The organism is Herbiconiux sp. FW305-C-125 (genome assembly GCF_058783455.1).
On record NZ_JBYSYO010000001.1, the window covers coordinates 931,096 to 954,514 of the forward strand.

Genomic DNA, 23,419 nt, shown 5'->3' on the forward strand with positions numbered 1-23,419 from the left:
CGCAAACGTCGCGGCAACCGGCTCCTGGAGGGGCTCGCTTGCCGCGACGTTTGCGTTTTCGAACGCCTAGAGGGCGGCGTAGACCTCTCGGAGGAGGGCAGCCGTCTCGCTAGGGGTCTTGCCGACCTTCACGCCGGCGGCCTCGAGGGCCTCCTTCTTGGCCTGGGCGGTGCCGGCCGAGCCGGACACGATGGCACCCGCGTGGCCCATCGTCTTGCCCTCGGGCGCGGTGAACCCGGCCACGTAGCCCACGACCGGCTTCGTGACGTTCGCCTTGATGAAGTCGGCCGCGCGCTCCTCGGCGTCGCCGCCGATCTCGCCGATCATGACGATCGCCTTCGTCTCGGGGTCGGCCTCGAACGCCGCGAGTGCGTCGATGTGGGTGGTGCCGATGATGGGGTCGCCGCCGATGCCGATGGCGGTCGAGAATCCGAGGTCGCGCAGCTCGTACATCATCTGGTAGGTCAGGGTGCCCGACTTCGAGACCAGCCCGATCGGGCCCTTGCCCGTGATGTTCGCCGGGGTGATGCCCACGAGCGACTCGCCGGGCGTGATGATGCCGGGGCAGTTCGGCCCGATGATGCGGGTCTTGTTGCCCTTGGCCTTGGCGTAGGCCCAGGCCTCGGCCGAGTCCTGCACCGGGATGCCCTCGGTGATCACGACGAGCAGCGGGATCTCGGAGTCGATCGCCTCGACGATCGCGTCCTTCGAGAACGCCGGCGGCACGAACGCGATCGACACGTCGGCGCCCGTGGCCTCGATGGCCTCCTTCACCGTGCCGAACACGGGCAGCTCGACCGCGTTGCCGTCCTTGTCGGTGTGGCTCACGGTGGTGCCGGCCTTGCGGGCGTTGACACCGCCGACGACCTGGGTGCCGGCCTTCAGCATGAGGGCGGTGTGCTTGGTGCCCTCACCGCCGGTGATGCCCTGCACGATGACCTTGGAGTCCTTGTTCAGAAAAATCGACATAGCTCTTCGTCCTCTACTTACTTCGCGCTCGCGGCGGCGGCCAGCTCGGCGGCCTTGTCGGCGCCCTCGTCCATCGTCGATGCCAGGGTGACCAGCGGGTGGGCGGCCTCGCGCAGGATGGCGCGACCCTCCTCCACCCGGTTGCCGTCGAGGCGCACCACGAGCGGCTTCGATGCGGTGTCGCCCAGGATGCCCAGGGCGGCCACGATGCCGTTGGCGACCGCGTCGCACGCGGTGATGCCGCCGAACACGTTGACGAACACGCTCTTGACCTGCTCGTCGCCGAGGATCACGTCGAGGCCGTTGGCCATCACCTCGGCGGATGCTCCGCCGCCGATGTCGAGGAAGTTCGCCGGCTTCACGCCGCCGTGCTTCTCGCCCGCGTAGGCGACGACGTCGAGGGTCGACATGACGAGTCCGGCGCCGTTGCCGATGATGCCGACCTCGCCGTCGAGCTTCACGTAGTTGAGGTCGTTCTTCTTGGCCTTCGCCTCGAGCGGGTCGGCGGCGTCGGCGTCTTCGAGCGCCTCGTGGTTCGGGTGACGGAAGCCGGCGTTCTCATCGAGACTCACCTTGCCGTCAAGGGCGATGATGTCGCCCTCTTCGGTCAGCACCAGCGGGTTGACCTCGACGAGGGTCGCGTCCTCGCCCTTGTAGACCTCCCAGAGCTTCACGAAGACGGGGGCGACCTTCTCGATCAGCTCCTCCGGGAACTTCGCGTCCTTCGCGATCTGCGTCGCGGTGTCGAGGTCGATGCCGGCGATCGGGTCGACCTCGATGCGGGCGAGCGCCTCGGGCCGCTCGACGGCGAGCTGCTCGATCTCCATGCCGCCCTCGTAGCTCGTCAGCGAGAGGTAGGAGCGGTTGGCCCGGTCGAGCAGCACCGAGAAGTAGAACTCCTGCGCGATACGAGCGCCACCGGCGACCATCACGCGCTTGACGACGTGGCCCTTGATGTCGAGTCCCAGGATGCTCTGCGCCGCCTCGTACGCGGCCTCCGGGTCTTTGGCGACCTTCACGCCGCCGGCCTTGCCGCGGCCGCCGACCTTGACCTGGGCCTTCACCACGGTGACCCCGCCGAGCTTCTCGGCCGCTGCCTTGACCTCGTCAGGCGTGTCGGCGATGATTCCCGGCAGCACCGGCACACCGTAGCTCTCGAACAGGTCTCGGGCTTGGTACTCGAATAGATCCACGCTGGACTTCCAATCGCATTCTTCTCGTCGCCCCATGTGGTCGGGGCACATGACTCAAGGCTCGACGAAGAGAAGGTTCCCCTTCATCGCTCCGGACACCATCTAGAACTCTACCCCCGCGCCAGGGGCCGTCTCGTCCTCCCCAACCGGGCCTCGAGACTCCCGTTTCCACAGATTCCCGGGCAGCGGCTCCGAGCGGATGCCCGCCCTTCACCCTGGGTTCATGAACCGATTCCCCCGCACCATCCTCGCCGCCCTGCTGAGCCTTTTCGCCATCTCTCTCGCCCTCGCCGGAGGGGTATCCGCCCGGGCGGTGCAAGCCGTCGCCCACGGCCAAGGGGTGCTGTGGCGGGTCGATCACACCTCGTGGCTCGGCAACTACGAGCTCGACGACGGCAACCACGGGTACTGCATCGATGTGGCGCGGCCGGCACCGCACGCCGCCGACTTCGACTACGTCGACGGCGCGGCGGCGGGCTGGTTCCCGGCCGACGACTCGGCGCGGCTGGCCTTCATCTCCCGCAACTGGGGTGCGCCGGGCGATCCGCTGACGGCTGCGGCGGCACAGCTCGCGGTGTGGAGCATCACCGGGCTGGCCGGGCACGATCAGGCCTACTTCGCCCAGCGGGCGAACGACGACGCCGACGCGGTGCTCGCGACTGCCGACCACATGCTGGGGCTCGCCGACGGGCCGTCCGGAGCGTCGCGCGGGGCGACCGCCTCGGTGGCGCTCGATCTCGACGGCGCGAACGGCACGGTGGTGTCCCAGCTCACCGTCGACTACGTGGCCGGGGCGAAGACTCTCCCGCCGGCATCCTTTCGGGGGCGCGTCGCGCTGCACGGCGCCACCTTCGACGACGGCACGCGCACGGCGATGGTGGGCAACGGCGTGGTCACGCGCATCCACCCCGAGCAATCGGGGGCGACCGAGGAGGTATCGGTCACGGTCGAGTACGTCGACCTGCCATTCGGGCCCGGGTTCCGGCTCGGCCGCAACACCGGCGACAGCCAGAACCTGCTCGTCACGAATCCCTACCCCACCACGGCGCAGGCGGCGGATGCGCGCACCGCACCCACCGGGCTGCCCTTCCGGCCGCGTGTGCAGACGGTCACGAGCGCGCCGGTCGCCGAGCCCGGCGTGAGCATCACCGACTTCCTCGAGCTGGGTGTCGATGCCGACTCGGAGACGGATGGCGAGTGGGGCGTGTACGAGACCGCCGACGGGTCGCTCGCGCCCATCCCGGTCGTGATCGAGAGCGTTCTCCTCGGGCCGTACCCGAAGCGGCCCGAGGAGAACGAGGTGGCGCCGGCCGACGCCCCGGTGGTGTGCACGGTGGAGACGCTCGTCGAGAGCGGGCCCGGCACCGTCGAGTCGCCGCCGTGCGTGCTGCCGGCGTCCGGCTTCTACGTGTGGATCGACTCGATCGACCCGGCGCGAACACCGCTCGAGAAGGGCGGCGACCGGCTGCGGGGGTGGGCGTCGCGGTTCGGCGTGGCACAGGAGACCACGGTGGTGCCCGCCGCTCCCGCCATCGCGACCGTCGCGTCGACGTCGTCCGTCACCGGCCACGAATGCGTACACGACCGCCTGGTCGTCTCGGGGCTGCCGACGGGCGCCGACCCCATCACGGTCACCTCGACGCTGCTCGGCCCGCTCGCCACCCGACCCGAACCGGGCACCACCCCCGAGGGCTGGGCCGACTTCCCCGTCGCGGGCACGGTCACCACGGTGATCGCGACCGACGGCGAGCACGCCTCACCCTGCATCGACGTCCCCGCCCCGGGCTTCTACTACTTCGTGTTCTCCTCCCCCGGCTCGGCCTCACCTTCACCCGCCGCTTCCGGTCTCTCGGCGCCTGCCGGCTCCGCTGCGACGCACCCGACAGGGCGACCCGCGAACTCGGCAGGGCGCACTGCGACAGAGCCCGCGCCCGCGGTGCTGGTGCCGCCGTTCGCCGACCACCGAGTGCACGAGTCGGAGTCGGTGGCGGTGACCCCTCCCCCTGGTGTTCCGACGCCGCCCGCCCCCACAGCCGCCGACGACGCAGCCGCCGGCACAGCCCGCGCCCCCGCAGCCCACCCAGCCCGCGCAATTGGCGCAAACCGGCACCGCCGCCCTGCCCACCGCGATGTCCACCACGCTGGCAGTCCTGGCGATCATCGCCGGCCTGGCAGGCGTGGCCGCCGCCACCCGCCGCTGGCGCTGACCCACCCGCCGGCGCCCCGCACCCCGCCGGGCGGGCGCCCCACCGGCGGCGCAGGCCGGACAACGCGCGCGGCCCTCCGCAACCAGAACGACGGAGGCTCGGCGCAGGTACGGGCTCAGGGTCCGTCGTTGCCGTCAATGGCGCCGGAAGTCCGTCGTTTCGGGCGGGGCTGAGCGGGCCCGGGATGGGGTCACCCGTGCCGAACCGCGCCGAACCCAGCGGCGCGCGCGGCACCCGGGACAGGGGCGGGCAGGCGGGTCGGCGCTACAGCTTCTCGATCGGGGCGATCTTGATGAGGAGCTTCTTCGGGCCCGCCGCCTCGAACTGCACGTGGGCGACGCGCTTCGCGCCCTCGCCGGTCACCTGGTTCACGCGGCCTTCGCCGAAGTCGGTGTGCCGGATGCGGTCACCAGGTTGCAACTCGAGGTCGCCGTTGTCGCGCACCTGGCCGGTGACCCGGTTGGCCCACTCCGTCTTCGGTCGCGGCGGCCCCGGCGGAATGCCGTACCCCGAGTCGGAATTCCAACGAGACCCGCCAGAGCCAGACCCGCCCGACCCCGATCCGTACCCGCCGCGCCCGCGCCCGGCGTTGAGCGCACGGGGCTCGGTTCCACCACGCGACGTCGCCATGCCGGGCGACTGAATCCACTCGATCAGTTCCGCCGGAATCTCCTGCAGGTACCGGCTCGGCATCGCCACCGCCGTCTCCCCGAACTGCGCCCTCGTCATCGCGAGCGACAGGAAGAGCCGCTTCTTCGCCCGCGTGATGCCCACGTAGAACAGCCGCCGTTCCTCGGCAGGCCCGCCCGGCTCGCCGGCCGACATGCGGTGCGGCAGCAGATCCTCCTCCACACCGGTGAGGAACACGGCGTCGTACTCCAGCCCCTTGGCGGTGTGCAGCGTCATGAGCGACACCGTTCCGCTCGAGTCGTCGAGATCGTCGACCGCCGCCACGAGCGACACCTCGGTGAGGAAGTCGAGCAACGTGCCGTCAGGGTTGTTGCGGTTGAACTCCTTGGTGACGGCGAGGAGCTCCTCCACGTTCTCGGCCCGCGCCTCGTCCTGCGGGTCGCGGGTCGCCCGCAGACTCGCGACGTACCCGCTCTTCTCCATCAGCAGCGCGAGCACCTCGCTCACGGGCGCCTGCCCGCCGAGCCGCTCGGGGTCGACCAGCTCGGTCGCCTCGTCGAGCAACGCGGCCAGCTGCAGGATGGCGCCCGTCACCTTCGGCCCGAGCCCCAGCTCCGCGGCACGACGCATGGCCTCCCGGTAGCTCACGTTCTCGCGCTCGGCGAAGGAGGCGAGCTGCGTCTCGGTGGCCGGCCCGATCCCGCGCTTCGGGGTGTTCAGGATGCGCCGCAGCGCCAGCCCGTCGAACGGATTCGCGACCGAGGTGAGGTAGGCCATCGCGTCTTTGATCTCGGCGCGCTCGTAGAACTTCGTGCCGCCCAGCACCCGATACGGCAGCGCCGACCGGATGAAGATCTCCTCCAACGCTCGGGTCTGCGAGTTCGTGCGGTAGAACACCGCGATCTGGTTGTACGGCGTGCCGCTCTCGTGCAGCTTCGCGATCTCGTCGGCCACGAACTGCGCCTCGTCGTGCCCCGAGTAGCCGGTGAAGCCGACGATCTTCTCGCCGTCGCCCACCGCCGTCCACAACTTCTTGTCTTTGCGATCGAAGTTGTTCGAGATGACGGCGTTCGCCGCCGACAGGATGTTCTGCGTCGACCGGTAGTTCTGCTCCAGCAGAATCACCTGCGCGCCCGGGAAGTCGCGCTCGAACTCGACGATGTTGCGGATGTCGGCCCCACGGAACGCGTAGATCGACTGATCCGAGTCGCCCACCACCGTCAGCGACGCCCCGCCGCCACCGAACGCGGCGATGCCCGCCAGCTCGTTCGACTCCGGCGGCTTGGTGAGCTCGCGGATGAGCGCGTACTGCGCATGGTTGGTGTCTTGGTACTCGTCGACCAGGATGTGCCGGAACCGCCGCTGATACTTCTCCGCCACCTGCGGGAAGGCCCGGAACAGGAACACCGTCTGGCTGATCAGGTCGTCGAAGTCGAACGCGTTGGCGTCGCGCAGCGCCCGCGAGTAGGCCCGGAACATCTCGACGAACATCGCGTCGTTCGGGTCGGAGAAGTTCGCCTGACGGGCATAGCTCTCGGCGTCGGTCAGCTCGTTCTTGAGCTTCGAGATCTTGCCGGTGACCTGCGCGACGGTGAACCCGAAGGTGTCGGCCTGAAGGTCTTTGATGATGCGCTTCACCAACGCGCGCGCGTCTTGCGAGTCGTAGATCGTGAAGCTCTTCGTGAACCCGAAGTTCTCGGCTTCACGGCGCAGGATGCGCACACACGCCGAGTGGAAGGTGGAGATCCACATGCCCTCCGCCACCCGGCCGAGCAGTTGCCCCACGCGCTCGCGCATCTCGGCGGCCGCCTTGTTCGTGAAGGTGATGGCGAGGATCTGGCTCGGCCAGGCCTCGCCGCCCTTGATCAGGCTCGCGATGCGGTGGGTGAGCACCCGGGTCTTGCCACTGCCTGCGCCGGCGACGATGAGGAGCGCCGGGCCCCGGTAGACGACCGCCTCGCGCTGTTCGGGATTGAGGCCCTCGAGCAGCTGGTCGTCGCCCGCATCCGCACCGGCGTGGCCGACCACGACGGGCGTGATCCGGGGAGTGGTTTCAGTGGTGTCGCTCATGCTGCCCCAAGTTTAGGCCGCGCCACCGACACCGCCGCGTGCCGAGACCGCGAGATCGGGCTGGTCGGCGAACACCCCGTCGACCCCGGTCGCCATGATGGCCCGGAACTCCTCCTCCCAGCGCCCGAACGCCGCTTTGTCGTGCCCCGTCCGGTAGTTCCGGGGCAGAAACCGGTTCTCGGCGCGGAGCGTCCAGGTGAACACCGAGAGCCCGGCGGCATGGGCGCGCGCGACCACATCCGAGGTGCGATGCGACGCCCCCGCGAGGTCGCGCGGCATGATGATCGCCTTGTCGACGCTGATGCCGTCCACCTCGCCCACGAGCGCCGCGAGCCCCGCGTCGGTGAGGTGCGAGGCGTACTCGGCGGCGGCACCCCCCTCCCGCGCCACCACGTCGAACGGAGCCCCCGCCGCCTCGAGGAGGTAGGTGTAGGTCGCGGGAACCCCGAGACGACGCAACTCCAGCAGCACCGTCTTCTCGAAACTCTCGATCACGAGTCGCTCCGGCTGCGCGCCCCAGCCCGCGGCCGCGAGCTCCGCCGCGACGATCTCGCCGATCGGCAACCCGATCGAGGCGAAGTAGCTGGCATGCTTCACCTCCACCACAGCGAGGGGTGCACTACCGGGCGACCCCTCCCCCACCTCGTCGACGATGCGCAGCACATCCGCCAGCCGCAGCAGCCCGAACCGCCCGTCGAAGCTGGCGCTCGACGCGCGCAACGCGGGCAGTCGTTCCCGCGCCCGCAGGGTCTGCAGCTCCGCCCAGGTGAAGTCCTCGACGAACCACCCCGTCACTGCCTGCCCGTCGACCTCCTTGGTGCACCGTCGGCCGGCGAACTCCGGATGCGCGGCGACATCCGTCGTGCCCGAGATCTCGTTCTCGTGCCGCACCACGGGCACGCCGTCCCGCGAGACCACCACGTCGGGCTCCACGGCGTCCGCCCCGAGGGCGAACGCGAGCTCGTAGGCCGACGCCGTGTGTTCCGGCCGGTAGCCGCTCGCGCCGCGGTGGCCGATGACGAGGGGCTGTGCACGCGCGGAATCCATCACGCTGACACGCTACGCCGACCGGCTGACGCGGAACGGTATCCAGCCCGGTATACGGCGGGAATTCGGCGGACTACCAGAGAGTTCCTGGTGAGGGTGGACTAAGTTGGAAGTGTCCACGTTCACGTTCCCCACACAGAAGAGACTGACATGGCTGAACCGACCTCCAGTAACCCCGCCTTCGCGAAAAATCCGGTGTTCAACGGCAAGGGCGCTGCGGCTCAGGTCCCGACCATCTCGGCCGAGGGTCTGCAGGACATGTACGACCGCCCGGCCGCGACGCCGTCGCAGACCGATCGTATGAGCTACGACGACACCATCGTCAAGACCGCTCTGATGTTCGTGGTGCTGCTGGCCACGGCGGCGGTGGGCTTCCTCGCGAACTACCCCGTGCCCACGGTGCTCGGCTTCGGCCTCATGATCGGCGGTGTGATCGGCGGCCTCGTCTTCGGCCTGATCAACGCGTTCCGTCGCGAGCCGTCGGTTCCGCTCATCCTGCTCTACGCCGCCTTCGAAGGCCTCGCCGTCGGCGCCATCTCCGGCTTCTTCGAGTCACGGTGGTCGGGCATCGTGCTCCAGGCCGTGCTCGCCACCCTCGCCGTGTTCGCGGTAACGCTGGCGCTGTTCGCGAGCGGCAAGATCCGGGCGTCCAAGCGGGCCACGAAGGTCTTCCTCATCGCGATCGTCGGCTACGGGCTGTTCTCGCTGCTCAACTTCGTGCTCATGATCACGGGTGTCGTCACCGACCCGTGGGGCCTGCGCGGCGCCGTCATCTTCGGCATCCCGCTCGGCATCGTCATCGGCCTGTTCGCGGTGCTGCTCGCCGCCTACTCGCTCGTGCTCGACTTCGACGCCATCAAGCGCGGCGTGGAGTCGGGAGCCCCGCGCAAGTACGGCTGGTCGGGCGCCTTCGGCCTGGTGCTGACGCTGGTGTGGCTCTACCTCGAGCTGCTGCGCATCATCGCCATCTTCCGCAGCTGACGCGCTGACGCAGACGCAGCCACCCGGAAACATCGAGAGAACGGGGTCATCCTGATGGATGGCCCCGTTCCGCGTTTCACGACCAGCTCGGCACCGCGCTCGACCCGCATCGTCGGCCTCGACGTCGCCCGCGGCCTCGCCCTCCTCGGCATGCTCGTGGCTCACACCGTGCCCGAGACCGACGCCGAGACCGTCTTCGACGGCCGCTCCTCGATCCTCTTCGCCACCATCGCGGGCGTCTCGCTCGGACTCATGACGGGCGGCACGCGCGGAGTGGCACCGGATGCCCGGGGCCGCGCCGCCCGCGTCGTCGCCGTGCGCGCCCTGGTGCTCATCGCCCTCGGTATCGCGCTCACCGCCTTCGGCACCCCGATCGCCATCATCCTCGACACCTACGGGTTCCTCTTCCTCCTCGCGCTCCCATTGATCTACGCGCCTCGCTGGCTCATCGCGACCGTCGCGGCAGCCGCCGCTCTGCTCGGCCCGATCGTCGTCGACGCCGTGACCGCCGCGATCGACGGAGCCTCGGCCGAAGCCCGGCACGTGCTCGACGGCGCCTGGCTGTACTTCCCCGAGCGCTGGGTCGACGGCACGTACCCGGCACCGGTGTGGCTCGCCTACCTCGCGATCGGCCTGCTCATCGCGCGCACAGGCATCCGGCGCCTCACGGTTCAGGTCGCACTCGTGGTCGTGGGCTCGGTTGTGGCCACGGCGGGCTATCTGATCGCCGCCCTCGTCGGAAACCCGGTTTTCGCCCACGACGACAGCACCGCGGAGGTGCTCGCCTCCGGGGGTGTCGCCGTGGCCGTGATCGGCGCGCTGGTGTGGCTCTCGGAGTCCTCACCCGACCGCGTACGCCGCACCACCGACCGCCTGCTCTGGCCGCTCTCCTCCGCCGGTTCGATGCCGCTCACGGTCTACTGCGCGCAGATCGTCGTCATCTGGGCCGTCATCGAGAACGCCGACGACGTCGGCTACCTGGCCTGGCAGAGCCTGCCGCTGTTCTTCGCCCTCGCCGTGCCCACGCTCGTGCTCACCAGCCTGTGGCGGCTGCGATTCGAGCAGGGCCCGCTCGAATGGCTCGTCAGCCGGCTGACGACACAGCGCCCGTGGCGGAGAACTCCACCACGGGCGCCGGAGGTCACTCCCACTCGATAGTGCCCGGCGGCTTCGACGTGACGTCGAGCACCACCCGGTTGACGCCCTCCACCTCGTTGGTGATGCGATTCGAGATGCGGGCGAGCACGTCGTAGGGCACACGCGTCCAGTCGGCGGTCATCGCGTCTTCGCTCGACACCGGGCGAAGCACGATCGGATGCCCGTAGGTGCGGCCGTCGCCCTGCACGCCCACCGAGCGCACGTCGGCCAGCAGCACCACGGGGCACTGCCAGATCTCGGCGTCGAGCCCGGCGGCGCTCAGCTCGGCGCGCACGATCGCATCCGCCTTGCGCAGAAGCTCCAGACGCTCGAAGGTCACCTCGCCGACGATGCGGATGCCGAGACCGGGCCCGGGGAACGGCTGCCGGCTCACGATCTCCTCCGGCAGACCGAGCTCGCGGCCGATGGCCCGGACCTCGTCTTTGAACAGGGCGCGCAGGGGCTCGACCAGCTCGAACTGCAGGTCTTCGGGCAATCCCCCCACGTTGTGGTGGCTCTTGATGTTGGCGGTGCCGCTGCCCCCGCCCGACTCGACGACGTCGGGGTAGAGCGTGCCCTGCACCAGGAACCGGATGGGGTCACCGTCGGCCGCCGCCTCGGCCACGAGCTCGGCCTGCGCCTGCTCGAAGGTGCGGATGAACTCACGCCCGATGATCTTGCGCTTCTGCTCCGGGTCGCTCACGCCGGCGAGCGCCGAGAGGAACTGCTCGCGAGCATCGATCGTGATGAGTCGCACGCCGGTCGACTTGACGTAGTCCTCCTCGACCTGACGCCGCTCGTCCTGCCGCAGCAGGCCGTGGTCGACGAAGACGCAGACCAGCTGGTCACCGACGGCCTTGTGCACGAGTGCGCCGGCCACCGCCGAGTCGACCCCGCCGGAGAGGGCGCAGATGACGCGGCCGGTGCCCACCTGAGCCTGGATGGCAGCGACCTGATCGGCGATGACGTTGCCCGGGTTCCAGTCGGCCGGGATGCCGGCTGCGCGGTGCAGGAAGTTCTCGATGAGGTTCTGCCCGAACTGCGTGTGCTTCACCTCGGGGTGCCATTGCACGCCGTACAGACGGCGGTCGGGGTTCGCGAACGCGGCGACCGGGGTGGATGCCGTGCTCGCCAGCACCTCGAAGCCCTCCGGCGCCTGTACCACCGAGTCGCCGTGGCTCATCCACACCGTCTGTGCGGGGGGCTGCTCGCCCAGGAGCGACCCGCCGTCGCCGTCGATGGCCATGTCGGTCGACCCGTACTCGCGGGCGCCGGTCTGCGCGACCTCGCCGCCGAGGGCACGCGCCATCACCTGGAAGCCGTAGCAGATGCCCATCACCGGCACGCCGAGGTCGAAGATCGCCGAGTCGAAGGCGGGCGCCCCGGGCTCGTAGACGCTCGACGGGCCGCCGGAGAGCACGATGCCCACCGGGTTCTTCGCCGCCACCTCGGCCGCACTGATGTCATGCGGCACGATCTCGGAGTAGACGCTCGCCTCGCGCACGCGGCGCGCGATCAGCTGTGCGTACTGGGCGCCGAAGTCGACGACCAGAACCGGCCGGGTCAGCTCGTCGTGGGCGGGGGTGTCTGAACCGCTAATGGGATGCCTCCACGGTCTCGGGTGCGGTGGCCTCGGCCTCACGGCGGGCCAGGTAGGCCTTGACCTCGCGGGCGATGCGCGCCTCGAGGAAGAACGACAGGAACGGGATGACGCCACCCAGGGCGATGACGATGAAGCGCAGGAACGGCCACCGCATGAGGCTCCACAGCCGGAAGTCGGAGAACAGGTAGACGACGTAGAACCAGCCGTGCACGATCAGGATGCCGAGGCTCAGGTTCACCGCCACCGTCGTCCCGGCGGGCACCAGGGCGAGGAAGCCGTGCGGGCCGCCGAGCTCGAGTTCGAGGGCGATCGGCGTGTACTTGAGCAGCATCTCGGCGCAGAGCAGCAGCAGCAGCGTTCCCGTGATGACGGAGGCGACCTGGTAGAACTTCAGGGCCCCGCGGATGCGCGGGAAGTCCTTCATTTTGGGTTCGAGGGCCATGGATCTAGCCTACCCGCGCATCCGGAGCGGCATCGGCGGCTTCCTCCTGCTCGCGCTCCCAGGTGTCGCGGACGAGGCGGTACCAGAGGTAGATCGCGAAGCCGGCGAACACCACCCACTCGGCGGCGTAGAAGATGTTCAGCCAGTTCAGCTCCACCGAGCGCTGGGGTTCGGGCGACGAGATGGCATCGAGCCCGGCCGGCGGGCTGTCGGCCACGACGTACCCGCCGTAGACGTCGGCCGCCTGGTCGAACTCGCTCCACTGGTTGATGAGCGTCGCGACCGACATGGCGGTCTGCAACGGCCCGCCCGCGAGCGACTGCACGCCGGCCAACGGCTTCTCGTCGTCGTCGACCGTCGGCGCCTCCGTGGGCAGGTAGCGGCCCACGAGCGTCTCGGAGACGGAGGCGCCGGCATCGTCGGCGAGCGCCCGGGCGGTGGCGAGGGCGGTGTCGGCGCTCGTCGTCCAGCCCAGCGCGACCGCGAGGTAGGTGTCGGCGGGGCTGTCGACACGGAACTGGCCGATCACCCAGAACCCCGGCGTTCCGTCGTTCAGCCGGTCACCCAGCACGTCGTAGCCGCTGGCCACGAACCGCCCGGGAACGCTGACCCGCTGCGCCGCCTGCGTCTCGACGACGGGCGTCTGCGGCTCGGCCACATCGGCCAGCGGCCGCACCTGCTCCGTCTGGTCGTTCACGACGGTGCCGGTGGCCACCGCGCGCCCGAGCTGCCACTGCCCGAGCGCCGCGAAGCCGCTGGCCACCGCAAGGGCCAGCACCAGTGTCGCGATCCAGCGCGGCCGCCGCATGACGCTGAAGATGCTCAATATTCGCTGTCTCTCGCTCGGGGGTTCGCTTCGTCGGACTGCTGCATGGCCTGCTCGATCAGCCGCTCGACGTTCGCGCGGTCGGGCTCGGCGAGATCGCCCTCGTCGCCGAGATCGAGTCCGGTGTCGGCATCGAGCGCGGATGCGGCCGCCGCCGACCGTGCGCCCGGCACGGTTCCCGCACCGCCGTTGCCCGAACCGGTGTTCGGCCCGCCGCCGTACGCCGCCGGGATCTCCTCGGGCTCCCCGAGCCGATCGCCGCGGGTCTCCCCCTCCATCAGCGCGATCGCCTCGGCCGCCTCGGCCGAGCGCGCCTTGGCCACGGCCTGCTTGCGCTTGGTGCGCAGCACGACGGCGCCGATGCGCTCCGAGTTCACGGCCAGGATGGGCCCGGCGATGGCCATGATGAGCACGTACAACCCGGCGAAGGGCTGGATGCGTTCGTCGAGCCCCGCAGCCAGCGCGAGGGTCGCGAGGATGAGCGCGAACTCGCCGCGGTTCTGCAGGATGGCGGCGGTGTTGATGCCGGCCTGCGGCCCCAGGCCGTTCAGCCAGGCGACGAACTGGCCGGCGATGATGTTGAGCGCCATCGTGAGCCCCACCGCGATGACCACCGGCACGATGACCTGCGGGAACTTCGACGGGTCGAGCCCGAGCCCGAAGTTCAGGAAGAAGAACGCGCCGAACACGTCACGCAGCGGGATGGCGATGTTCTCGATCTTGTTGCGGTAGCGGGTGGCACCGAGCACCAGGCCGATGAGGAACGCGCCGATCGCATCCGTCACCCCGAGGATCTCGCCGAGGCCGCCGAACATGATCGCCAGGCCGAAGAACAGGATGGTGAACAGCTCGTCGTCTTTCGTGCGGAAGATGCGCGAGACGAACCTGCCGCCCCAGCGCGCGACCGCGAACATCACGACGAGGAAGACGAAGGAGATGACGAGCTTGCCCACCACGGGCCAGATCTCGGTCTCGCCCGAGAGCACGACCGACACGATCGCCAGGTAGATGGCGATGAACACGTCTTCGACGACGGTGACACCGAGGATCATCGGCGTCTCACGGTTCGCCAGCCGGTTCAGCTCGATCAGCAGCTTCGTGACGATGGCGCTCGACGAGGTCGCGGTGATGCCGGCGATGACGAGCGCCTCGCGGGTGCCCCAGCCCACCAGGAACCCGAAGCCGAAGCCCACCACCATGTTGATGGCGATGTACGAGCCGCCGGAGATGATGAGCTTGCCGGCGTTGCCGAAGAACTCGTCCTGGTCGAACTCCAGCCCGAGGTTGAACAGCAGCAGGATCAACCCGAAGACGGCGATCAGCTCGATGTAGTCCCCGTGCACGAAGTTGATCGGGAACCAGCCGAAGTACGGGCTCGCGAGGAGGCCGACGACCATGTAGATCGGGATCGCGGGCAGCCCGATGGACTTACCCAGCCGCCCGAGGACATAGGCGATGACGAAGAGGACGCCGAGGACGAGGAGGTCGGGGCCTAGGTGCATTCGCCGCGCCGTCTAGTTTCCGGGCGGACCGTCGACCGCGACCTTCGGCTTGGCAGACCCGGTGCGGAAGAAGTTGAACGCCTTCGCCACCTTCTCGGGCGAACCCGCCACCACGAGGGTGTCGCCGGGGAACACCTTGAAGTCGGGCGCGGGGGCCGGATTCGTGGACTCGCCGCGCACCACCGCCACCACGGTGAGGCCCGCGATGCCTCGCTCGGCCGGGCTGCCGAGCGGCTGCCCGGCGATGTGGTCTTCGTAGTCGACCGTGAACCAGTCGATGCTGAGGCCGGGGATCTGGTCGAGCGCTGTGAGCGACTCGGTGATCTGGGTGCCACCCAGCAACTCGGCCAGGGTGTGCGCCTCGTCTTCGGACAGCCGCAGCGACACCTTGTTCACGTCGGGCCCGTCGTCGTCGTCGGCGAACGTGATGAGGTCGCTGTGCCCGGACCGGTGGGCGATCACGCCCACCTTCCCGCCGTCTGAGGTGTAGAAGGTGTGCAGCACCCCCACTCCGGGAAGCTTCACTCGCCGAACGTCCACCATGTGCTGACTCCTCTAGAAGATTCGCGATTGCGATACTCCTATTTTAGGCCCGCCGGCTCGTGCGCCCGCCGTGAGGAGTCAGCCTGTGGAGAACGGATGCCATTCCCGGCCCTGTGCACGACCGCGACGCCGCGCCACGTGCCCGTCAGTCCCCCGGCACGATGTCGGGCGCCTCCAGCCGGATCCGCTCGGCCGACTCGTCGTCTGGCTGCTCCTGGCTGGCTCGCTCGGCCGCGACCCGCTCGAGGTAGAAGGCGACCTCGCGCTCGGTGGTCTCCTCGTCCCAGCCCAGGACGCCGCCCATCAGGCGCGCGGCCACCGGCGCCGCCGACACCCCGCGGTCCCATGCCTCGATCGAGATACGGGTGCGCCGGGCGAGCACGTCGTCCAGGTGCAGCGCGCTCTCGTGCGAGGCGGCGTAGACCACCTCGGCGCCGATGTAGTCGTCGGCGCCGGGCAGCGGGTCGGCGAGCGTCGGGTCGGCCGAGATGAGGTCGAGCAGTTCGTCGGTGAGCGTGCCGTAGCGATTCAGCAGGTGCTCGATCCGCACCGTGTGCACCCCGAACTTGCGGGCGATCTTGGCGCGCTTGTTCCAGGCGGCCTGGTAGCCCTCCGCGCCCAGGAGCGCGATGTCCTGCGTCACCGACGGCGAGATCTTGCCGTCGAGGGCCGAGACCGCCGCGTCGATCGCATCCTTCGCCATCACCCGGTAGGTCGTCCACTTGCCGCCCGCGATCACCACCAGGCCGGGCACCGAGTGCGCCACCAGGTGCTCGCGCGAGAGCTTCGAGGTCTGGTCGCTCTCGCCCGCGAGCAGCGGCCGGAGCCCTGCGTACACGCCCTCGACGTCTTCGCGGGTGAGCGGCACGGCGAGCACCTTATTGACGTGCTCGAGCAGGTAGTCGATGTCGGCGGCGGTCGCGGCCGGGTGCGCCTTGTCGAGGTGCCAGTCGGTGTCGGTGGTGCCGATCAGCCAGTGCCGCCCCCACGGGATGACGAACAGCACACTCTTCTCGGTGCGCAGCAGCAGCCCGGCCTTGCCCTGGAACCGGTCGCGCGGCACCACGAGGTGGATGCCCTTCGACGCGCGCACCTTGAACTGGCCGCGTTCGCCCACCATGGCCTGCGTCTCATCCGTCCACACGCCGGTGGCGTTCACGACCTGCTTGGCGCGGATCTCGAAGCGCTCCCCGGTCTCGAGGTCGTGCGCCTGCACGCCGACCACGCGCTGGCCGACCTTGACGAAGCCCTCCACCCGCACCCGGCTGGCGACGTGCGCCCCGTAGGAGGCCGCCGTGCGGGCGAGGCTCGCGACGTACCGCGCGTCGTCGACCTGCGCGTCGTAGTAGGTGATGCCGCCGATCAGCGCGTTCTTCGACAGGCTCGGGATGAGCTGCTGCACCTGACGCCGGGAGAGGTGCTTGTGATGCGGCACCCCGGGCGGCCGACCGCCCGAGTAACTGAAGATGTCGTACAGCAGCATGCCGGCGCCGATGTAGGCCCGCTCGAACACCCGCTTGTTCAGTGGGTAGAGGAAGCGCACCGGCTTCACGAGGTGCGGGGCGATGCGCTGCAGCAGCAGTCCGCGCTCGATGAGCGCCTCGCGCACCAGCCGGAAGTCGAGCTGTTCGAGGTAACGAATGCCTCCGTGCACGAGCTTCGACGAGCGGCTCGAGGTGCCGGATGCCCAGTCCCGCGCCTCGACCAGGCCGACGCGCAGGCCCCGGGTCACCGCATCCAGGGCGCTGCCGGTGCCGACGATGCCGCCGCCGACCACGAGGATGTCGAGCTCCTTGGCCTTGAGCGTCTCGATCGCCGCTGCCCGCTCTTCCGGGCCGATCTTCGTCGAATGGGAAACCGAGCTCTTCGTGGCCATGGGACTCTCCTTCGTCGCAGAGCATAGGAGCCAGCTCCGTCCCCTCTCACGCTAATGAACCCGGTACGGAGCCACAACCACTTCGATGCGCTGGAACTCCTTGAGGTCGGAGTACCCGGTGGTGGCCATCGACCGGCGCAGGGCGCCGATGAGGTTGGCGGTGCCGTCGGCAACGGGCGAGGGGCCGTAGAGGATCTGCTCGAGCGGCGCCACCTGGCCCACGTGCACGCGGTTGCCACGCGGTAGCTGCGAGTGGTGCGCCTCCGGGCCCCAGTGCCAGCCGCCGCCGGGCGCGTCCTCGGCGCGGGCCAGGGCGGTGCCGAGCATCACGGCGTCGGCACCCATCGCGATGGCCTTGACGACGTCGCCGGAGGTGCCGAGACCGCCGTCGGCGATGACGTGCACGTAGCGGCCGCCCGACTCGTCCATGTAGTCGCGGCGGGCCCCCGCGACATCCGCCACCGCCGTCGCCATCGGGGCATGGATGCCGAGGGTCGCGCGCGTGGTCGACGCGGCTCCCCCGCCGAAACCGACCAGCACGCCCGCCGCTCCCGTGCGCATGAGGTGCAGCGCCGCCGTGTAGGTGGCGGCGCCGCCCACGATGACGGGCACGTCGAGTTCGTAGATGAACTTCTTGAGGTTCAGCGGCTCGACGGTCTTCGAGACGTGCTCGGCCGACACGGTGGTGCCACGGATGACGAAGAGGTCGACACCGGCGGCCACCACCGTCTCGTAGAGCTCCTGGGTGCGCTGCGGCGAGAGGGCGCCGGCGACGGTTACACCGGAGGCGCGGATCTCGGCGAGCCGCGCGGTGACGAGCTCGGGCTTGATCGGCTCGGCGTAGATCTCCTGCATGCGCTGCGTGGCTTTGCCCTCGGGCAGCGTGCGGATCTCCTCGAGCAGCGGCTCGGGGTCGTCGTACCTGGTCCACAGGCCCTCGAGGTCGAGCACGCCGAGGCCGCCGAGCTGCCCGATCATGATCGCGGTGCGGGGCGAGACGACGGAGTCCATCGGGGCGGCGAGCACCGGGATGTCGAAGTGGTAGGCGTCGATCGACCAGTTCACCGAGACGTCCTGCGGGTCGCGGGTGCGCCGCGACGGCACCACCGCGATGTCGTCGAAGGCGTAGACGCGACGGCCACGCTTGGCCCGGCCGATTTCAATTTCCATCACAACTCATCCTATCGAGAGGCCTCTCGGCCCATAGACTCGGGTCGGAATTGGGGGAATTCATGCCTGAAACGCGCACCCGGCGATCCGTCCGCTCCCTGATCACGGCGACGGCGGTGCTGGCACTGGCCGGAGCCGGCCTCGCCGCCTGCAGCACCGAGTCGGCCGCCGCCGCGACCGTGAGCGGTGTGGTCGCGCCGCTGGCCACGCATCCGCAGGCCGACGGCTGGACGGTGACCGCTTTTGAATCGGGCGACGCCGACCGGCAGCCGACGCCCCTCGGGCGCGCCGACACCGCCGAGGGCGGCGCTTTCACGGTGCCGCTGTCGAGCGACACGGTCGACGACGACGCCGTGATCTACCTCGTCGCCACACCCGAGGGCACGGCGCAGAAGGCCGTCTTGGCTGCCGTGATCGCCGATCCTTCGGCGCCCGAGAATCTCTCCGCGGTCGCGGTGAACGAGCGCACCACCGTGGCCACCGGATTCGCGATGGCCCAGTTCGTGGGCGCCGACGGCGTCGAGGGCACCGCTCCCGGCGTGCAGAACTCGGCGGCCATGGCGGGGAACCTCGTCGACCCGCACACCGGGGAGCTCGCCACCGTCATCTCCTCCTCCCCCAACGGCTCCGAGACGTCGACGCTGCCGGCCTTCCAGTCACTGGTCGGCATGCTCGCGGCCTGCGTGGCCGACGACGGCGCCTGCGCCGAGCTGCTCACCGCCGCCACACCCGCGGGTGGTGACACGCCGGTCGACACGTTCCGGGCCTTCGCCGCCATCGCCAAGAGTCCCGCGAGCGCCGTCGTTCCCTTGTTCGACCTCGCCCAGCAGGGCGCGCTGCCGAGCCAGCCCGGTCTCGCCACGGCGCCGGATGCGTGGACGCTCGCCCTCCGCTTCGACGGCGACGGGCAGTCGCTCGACGGGCCGGGCAACTTCGCGATCGACAGCGACGGCAACCTCTGGGTGAACAACAACTACCAGTACGGCGCCGACCCCCACGTGGGCGTGTGCTCCAGCGACGAGCTCTTCAAGTTCTCCCCCACCGGTCAGTTCACCGACGGGTCGCCGTACACCGGGGGCGGCCTCAGCGGCTCCGGCTTCGGCGTGGCCATCAATCCCGCCACGAGCGACGTCTGGGTGTCGAACTACGGCTTCGCCGCGCCCGACCCCGGCTGCCCGACCGCCGACCAGCCGCCGCACAACAGCGTCTCGATCTTCACCGCCGACGGCACCGCACTCACCGACGGCAGCGGCATCACCGCCGGCGCGCTGAACTGGCCGCAGGGCACGATCTTCGACGACGAGGGCTCGGTCTGGTTCGCCAACTGCAACACGAGCACTCTCACCGTGTATCCGGATGCCGACCCCACCAAGGCGCGCACCATCGGCGACCTGGGCCTCGACCAGGCGTTCGGGCTGGTCGACAACGGCACCAGCATCTTCGCCACCGGCACCGCGTCGAGCACGGTCGCGGTGCTGGACCGCGACGGCACCCCGCTGCCCGGCAGCCCCTTCTCGGGCGGGGGCCTCGACCGGCCGATGGGCATCGCCGCCGACGACGCGGGCAACGTGTGGATCGCCAACTCGGGCGCCATCACGCTGCCCTGCCCCGATCGACCGCAGGTCAGGCCGGATGCGACGGGCTCGGTCTCGTACATCGACGCGGCCACCGGCACCCTCACCGGCCCGTTCTCCGGTGGCGGCGCGAGCACGCCGTGGGGTATCGCGACCGACGGCTCCGGCAACGTCTGGGTGGCCGAGTTCTCGGGCCAGCGCCTGGTGGAGTTCTGCGGCTTCCAGCCGTCCACCTGCCCGCCCGGCTCCGCCACGGGAGACCCCATCTCCCCCGATGACACGGGTTACTCCTTCGACGGCCTCGACCGCAGCACCGGCGTCGCCATCGACCCCTCGGGCAACGTCTGGGTCACCAACAACTGGCTCCTCGAGCCCGTCCAGACCAACCCCGGCGGCCACGAGATCGTCGCCTACCTGGGCCTGGCCACCCCCGTCCCCGGCACCTGACCCCTCATTCCCCACCCAGCCGAACCCGATGCGAAGCGAGCGAAGTGAAGCGGGGCGGGTTCTCGCTCCAGGCCGCCTTTGCGCGCAGCGCAACCCCTAGGCCTGGAGTGAGAACCCGCCCCGCTTCACACGAGCAACAGTTTCAGCGGCGGTAGTTCGGCGCCTCCACCACCATCTGCACGTCGTGCGGGTGCGACTCCTTGAGCCCGGCCGGCGTGATGCGCACGAACTTGCCCTTGGCCTTGAGTTCGGGGATGGTGCGGGCGCCGGTGTAGAACATCGACTGCCGCAAGCCTCCGGCCAGCTGGTAGGCGACGTTCGCGAGCGGGCCGCGGTACGGCACTTGGCCCTCGATGCCCTCGGCGATCAGCTTGTCGTCGGAGGGCACATCCGACTGGAAGTAGCGGTCCTTCGAGTACGACGTCTTCTCACCACGGGTCTGCAGCGCGCCCAGCGAGCCCATGCCGCGGTAGTTCTTGAACTGCTTGCCGTTGACGAACACCAGGTCGCCCGGGCTCTCGTCGCAGCCGGCGAGCAGCGAGCCGAGCATGACGGTGTCAGCACCGGCGACGAGCGCCTTCGCGATGTCGCCCGAGTACTGCAGACCGCCGTCGGCGATCACGGGCACGCCGGACTCGCGCGCCGCGAGCGACGCCTCGTACACGGCGGTCACCTGCGGAACGCCGACACCGGCCACCACCCGCGTGGTGCAGATGGAGCCCGGGCCCACGCCCACCTTGATGGCGTCCGCGCCCGCGTCGACCAGCGCCTGCGCGCCCGACCGGGTGGCCACGTTGCCGCCGATGACGTCGACCTCGGCGAACGCCGGGTCGTTCTTCAGCCGGCGGATGATGTCGAGCACGCCCGCGCTGTCACCGTTCGCGGTGTCGACCACGATCACGTCGACGCCTGCGTCGAGGAGGTTGGTGGCGCGCTGCCAGGCGTCGCCGAAGAAGCCGATCGCGGCGCCCACGCGCAGCCGCCCCGCCGCATCCTTCGTGGCGTTCGGGTACTTCTCGCTCTTGTCGAAGTCTTTCACCGTGATGAGACCGGACAACCGGCCCGCGTCATCCACGATGGGTAACTTCTCGATCTTGTGCTGTGCGAAGATGGCGACCGCGTCATCGGGGTCGACGCCCACGCGCGCCGTGATCAGGGGCATGGGGGTCATCACGTCGCGCACCAGAGTGGTCGACTTCTCGAACTGCGACACGAAGCGCATGTCACGGTTGGTGATGATGCCCACCAGCACACCGCTGCCGTCGACGACCGGGAGCCCCGACACGCGGTACACGCCGCAGAGCGCGTCGACCTCGGCCACGGTCGCGTCGGGCGTCGTGGTGACCGGGTCGGTGACCATGCCGGACTCGCTCCGCTTGACCCGGTCGACCTGCTCGGCCTGGTCGATGATCGAGAGGTTGCGGTGCAGCACACCGAGCCCGCCCTGGCGGGCCATGGCCACCGCCATGCGCGACTCGGTCACGGTGTCCATCGCCGCCGAGAGCAGCGGTGTGGCGACCTGGATGCGCTTGGTGAGCCGCGAGGTCGTGTCGGCCTCGCTCGGAATCACGTCGGTATGGCCGGGAAGAAGCATCACGTCGTCGTACGTCAATCCCACGAAACCGAACGGATCCGGCTGGTCCATTGCTTCTCCCTCACGCGCCATTTGTCGTTCTCATGGTAACCGTTAGGCGGTCGGCGCTATTCCGTGTAGAAATGACGAACGTCGATTCAGGTGGCCAGTTGAAACACGGTGGACACAAATCGACTGTATGGTCGTCCAAAGTCGCTCGACCATCGGCACGGAGATCAGCGCTGCACCCGTTGATCTCCTACCAGGAGGTGCTGTCTTTTGCTCACAGGTATCCGTCTCGGACGTGGAGTCCGGTTGACCACGATGATCCTCGCCGCGCTCGCGCTGTGCCTGGGTGTCGTTCTCGGCTCCGCAGCCTTCTCGGCACAGGCCACCGAGACCCCGGCGCCGACACCGGCACCCACCGACTCCGGTGATTTCACCACCACGTACACGATCGGCGGCATCCTGCGCGACGGCGACACGCTCGTCGAAGGCGCCGAGATCACGGTGGAGGGCAGCGGCTTCAGCGAGACCGCGACCACCGACGACACGGGCCGCTGGTCGGTCGTGGTGCCCGGCAAGGGCGACTACACGGTCACCCTCGACGCCGACACCCTGCCTGACGGCGTCACGCTCCGCGACCCCGACCGCGACACCGCCGAGGTTGCCGCGACGGAGTGGCAGACCAACACGATCACCCGATCCTTCCCGCTCGGCGTCGACACCCGCCAGACCACCGGCTTCTTCGAGCAGTTCCTGCAACGTCTCGCCGCCGGCCTCAACTTCGGGCTGCTGATCGCGCTGGCCGCCATCGGCATCACCCTCATCTTCGGCACCACCGGCCTCAACAACTTCGCGCACGGCGAGATGGTGACCTTCGGCGCCATCATCGCCTGGATCGTCGCGGTCATCCTCGGCATCAACATCTTCGTGGCCATGCTCATCGCCCTCGTGCTCGGCGGCGTCTTCGGCTACCTGCAGGACTGGTTGCTCTGGAAACCCTTGAGACGCAAGGGGGTGAGGCTCGTGCAGGCGATGATCGTGAGCATCGGTCTCGCGATCGCCCTGCGCTACCTCTACCTCTTCTTCATCGGCGGCGACACGAAGACCATGAGCGTGGGCCTCTCGGATGCGGTGGTGCTCGGCCCCGTGCGCATCACCACCGGGTCGATCCTCAGCATGGTCATCTCGATCGTGGTGCTCGTGCTGGTCGGCCTCTTCCTCACCCGCACCCGCATCGGCAAGGCCACCCGCGCGGTGTCGGACAACCCGTCGCTCGCCGCGGCATCCGGCATCGACGTCGACCGCATCATCCGCATCGTCTGGGTGCTCGCCGGAGCGCTCGCCGCGCTGGCGGGCGTCATGCTCGGCCTCTACCGCCAGGTCTCCTGGGACATGGGCTTCCAGGTGCTGCTGTTGATGTTCGCCGCGGTCACCCTCGGCGGGCTCGGTTCGGCCTACGGCGCCCTCGTCGGTTCGCTCGTGGTCGGACTGTTCGTCGAGCTCTCGACGCTCTTCATCCCGGCCGACCTCAAGTACGCGGCGGCCCTCGTGGTGCTCATCGTGGTGCTGCTCGTGCGACCCCAGGGCATCCTCGGCCGCAAAGAACGAATCGGTTAAGGGAGG

General features: G+C 69.5%; 17 protein-coding genes. 5 read left to right on the forward strand and 12 right to left on the reverse strand.

Features of this window, described 5'->3' with window-relative positions; genetic code table 11:
• Window positions 1-66: 66 nt before the first annotated feature.
• On the reverse strand, window positions 67-969 hold the full coding sequence (gene sucD / locus AC3WLB_RS04810) for a succinate--CoA ligase subunit alpha (RefSeq protein WP_492503783.1): 903 nt from the start codon (window positions 967-969) through the stop codon (window positions 67-69).
• 17 nt (window positions 970-986) lie between these two features.
• Window positions 987-2,162 (reverse strand): ADP-forming succinate--CoA ligase subunit beta, encoded by a 1,176-nt coding sequence (gene sucC / locus AC3WLB_RS04815; protein WP_022897251.1) that lies wholly within the window; start codon window positions 2,160-2,162, stop codon window positions 987-989.
• A 223-nt stretch (window positions 2,163-2,385) separates the two neighbouring features.
• Here sucC and AC3WLB_RS04820 point away from each other — a divergent pair, with 223 nt between their 5' ends.
• Window positions 2,386-4,542 carry a hypothetical protein gene (locus AC3WLB_RS04820; protein WP_492503786.1) on the forward strand — a complete coding sequence of 719 codons (2,157 nt, stop codon included), beginning with the start codon at window positions 2,386-2,388 and terminating at the stop codon, window positions 4,540-4,542.
• 91 nt (window positions 4,543-4,633) lie between these two features.
• Here AC3WLB_RS04820 and AC3WLB_RS04825 read toward each other — a convergent pair whose 3' ends face one another.
• Window positions 4,634-7,069: an ATP-dependent helicase gene (locus AC3WLB_RS04825; RefSeq protein ID WP_492503788.1), complete on the reverse strand. Its 2,436-nt coding sequence runs from the start codon at window positions 7,067-7,069 to the stop codon at window positions 4,634-4,636.
• A gap of 12 nt (window positions 7,070-7,081) precedes the next feature.
• Window positions 7,082-8,116 carry a glycerophosphodiester phosphodiesterase family protein gene (locus AC3WLB_RS04830; RefSeq protein ID WP_492504662.1) on the reverse strand — a complete coding sequence of 345 codons (1,035 nt, stop codon included), beginning with the start codon at window positions 8,114-8,116 and terminating at the stop codon, window positions 7,082-7,084.
• A gap of 150 nt (window positions 8,117-8,266) precedes the next feature.
• On the opposite strand from AC3WLB_RS04830, the gene AC3WLB_RS04835 reads away from it, so the two are divergent.
• Window positions 8,267-9,097, forward strand: coding sequence for a Bax inhibitor-1/YccA family protein (locus AC3WLB_RS04835; protein ID WP_492503790.1), 831 nt, complete (start codon window positions 8,267-8,269; stop codon window positions 9,095-9,097).
• Between the two features lie 54 nt (window positions 9,098-9,151).
• Window positions 9,152-10,255, forward strand: a complete 1,104-nt coding sequence (locus AC3WLB_RS04840; protein ID WP_492503792.1) for a DUF418 domain-containing protein — start codon at window positions 9,152-9,154, stop codon at window positions 10,253-10,255.
• Here AC3WLB_RS04840 and guaA read toward each other — a convergent pair.
• The 7 genes from guaA to AC3WLB_RS04875 all read right to left on the reverse strand — a co-directional run bounded on the left by guaA (window position 10,239) and on the right by AC3WLB_RS04875 (window position 18,196).
• Entirely contained in the window at window positions 10,239-11,834 is a 1,596-nt protein-coding gene (gene guaA / locus AC3WLB_RS04845) for a glutamine-hydrolyzing GMP synthase (protein WP_492504664.1), read from the reverse strand. The two genes, AC3WLB_RS04840 and guaA, sit on opposite strands and share 17 nt — an antisense overlap.
• On the reverse strand, window positions 11,830-12,279 hold the full coding sequence (locus AC3WLB_RS04850) for a DUF3817 domain-containing protein (protein WP_022897987.1): 450 nt from the start codon (window positions 12,277-12,279) through the stop codon (window positions 11,830-11,832). Before AC3WLB_RS04850 ends, guaA begins: the two co-directional genes overlap by 5 nt.
• A 4-nt stretch (window positions 12,280-12,283) precedes the next feature.
• Entirely contained in the window at window positions 12,284-13,105 is an 822-nt protein-coding gene (locus AC3WLB_RS04855) for an SURF1 family protein (protein WP_492503794.1), read from the reverse strand.
• Window positions 13,102-14,607: a cation:proton antiporter gene (locus tag AC3WLB_RS04860; protein ID WP_492503796.1), complete on the reverse strand. Its 1,506-nt coding sequence runs from the start codon at window positions 14,605-14,607 to the stop codon at window positions 13,102-13,104. The genes AC3WLB_RS04855 and AC3WLB_RS04860 overlap by 4 nt, the downstream gene beginning before the upstream one ends.
• Window positions 14,608-14,619: 12 nt before the next feature.
• A complete protein-coding gene (locus AC3WLB_RS04865; RefSeq protein ID WP_492503798.1) occupies window positions 14,620-15,150 on the reverse strand; it encodes a cation:proton antiporter regulatory subunit in 531 nt (176 codons plus the stop codon).
• A gap of 145 nt (window positions 15,151-15,295) precedes the next feature.
• The gene (locus AC3WLB_RS04870; RefSeq protein ID WP_492503800.1) at window positions 15,296-17,026 is read right to left on the reverse strand and encodes a glycerol-3-phosphate dehydrogenase/oxidase; all 1,731 of its coding nucleotides are present in this window, start codon (window positions 17,024-17,026) and stop codon (window positions 15,296-15,298) included.
• A gap of 51 nt (window positions 17,027-17,077) precedes the next feature.
• Window positions 17,078-18,196: a GuaB3 family IMP dehydrogenase-related protein gene (locus tag AC3WLB_RS04875; protein ID WP_492503802.1), complete on the reverse strand. Its 1,119-nt coding sequence runs from the start codon at window positions 18,194-18,196 to the stop codon at window positions 17,078-17,080.
• A gap of 62 nt (window positions 18,197-18,258) precedes the next feature.
• Between AC3WLB_RS04875 and AC3WLB_RS04880 the strand changes: the two genes are divergently transcribed.
• Window positions 18,259-20,217, forward strand: coding sequence for an NHL repeat-containing protein (locus AC3WLB_RS04880; protein ID WP_492503804.1), 1,959 nt, complete (start codon window positions 18,259-18,261; stop codon window positions 20,215-20,217).
• A gap of 142 nt (window positions 20,218-20,359) precedes the next feature.
• Here the strand turns inward: AC3WLB_RS04880 and guaB are convergent, their stop codons facing one another.
• Complete coding sequence (gene guaB / locus AC3WLB_RS04885) at window positions 20,360-21,862, reverse strand: IMP dehydrogenase (RefSeq protein ID WP_492503806.1); 1,503 nt, start codon at window positions 21,860-21,862, stop codon at window positions 20,360-20,362.
• Window positions 21,863-22,114: 252 nt separating this feature from the next.
• Here guaB and AC3WLB_RS04890 point away from each other — a divergent pair, with 252 nt between their 5' ends.
• Window positions 22,115-23,413, forward strand: coding sequence for a branched-chain amino acid ABC transporter permease (locus tag AC3WLB_RS04890; protein ID WP_492504666.1), 1,299 nt, complete (start codon window positions 22,115-22,117; stop codon window positions 23,411-23,413).
• The last annotated feature ends 6 nt before the right edge of the window (window positions 23,414-23,419 follow it).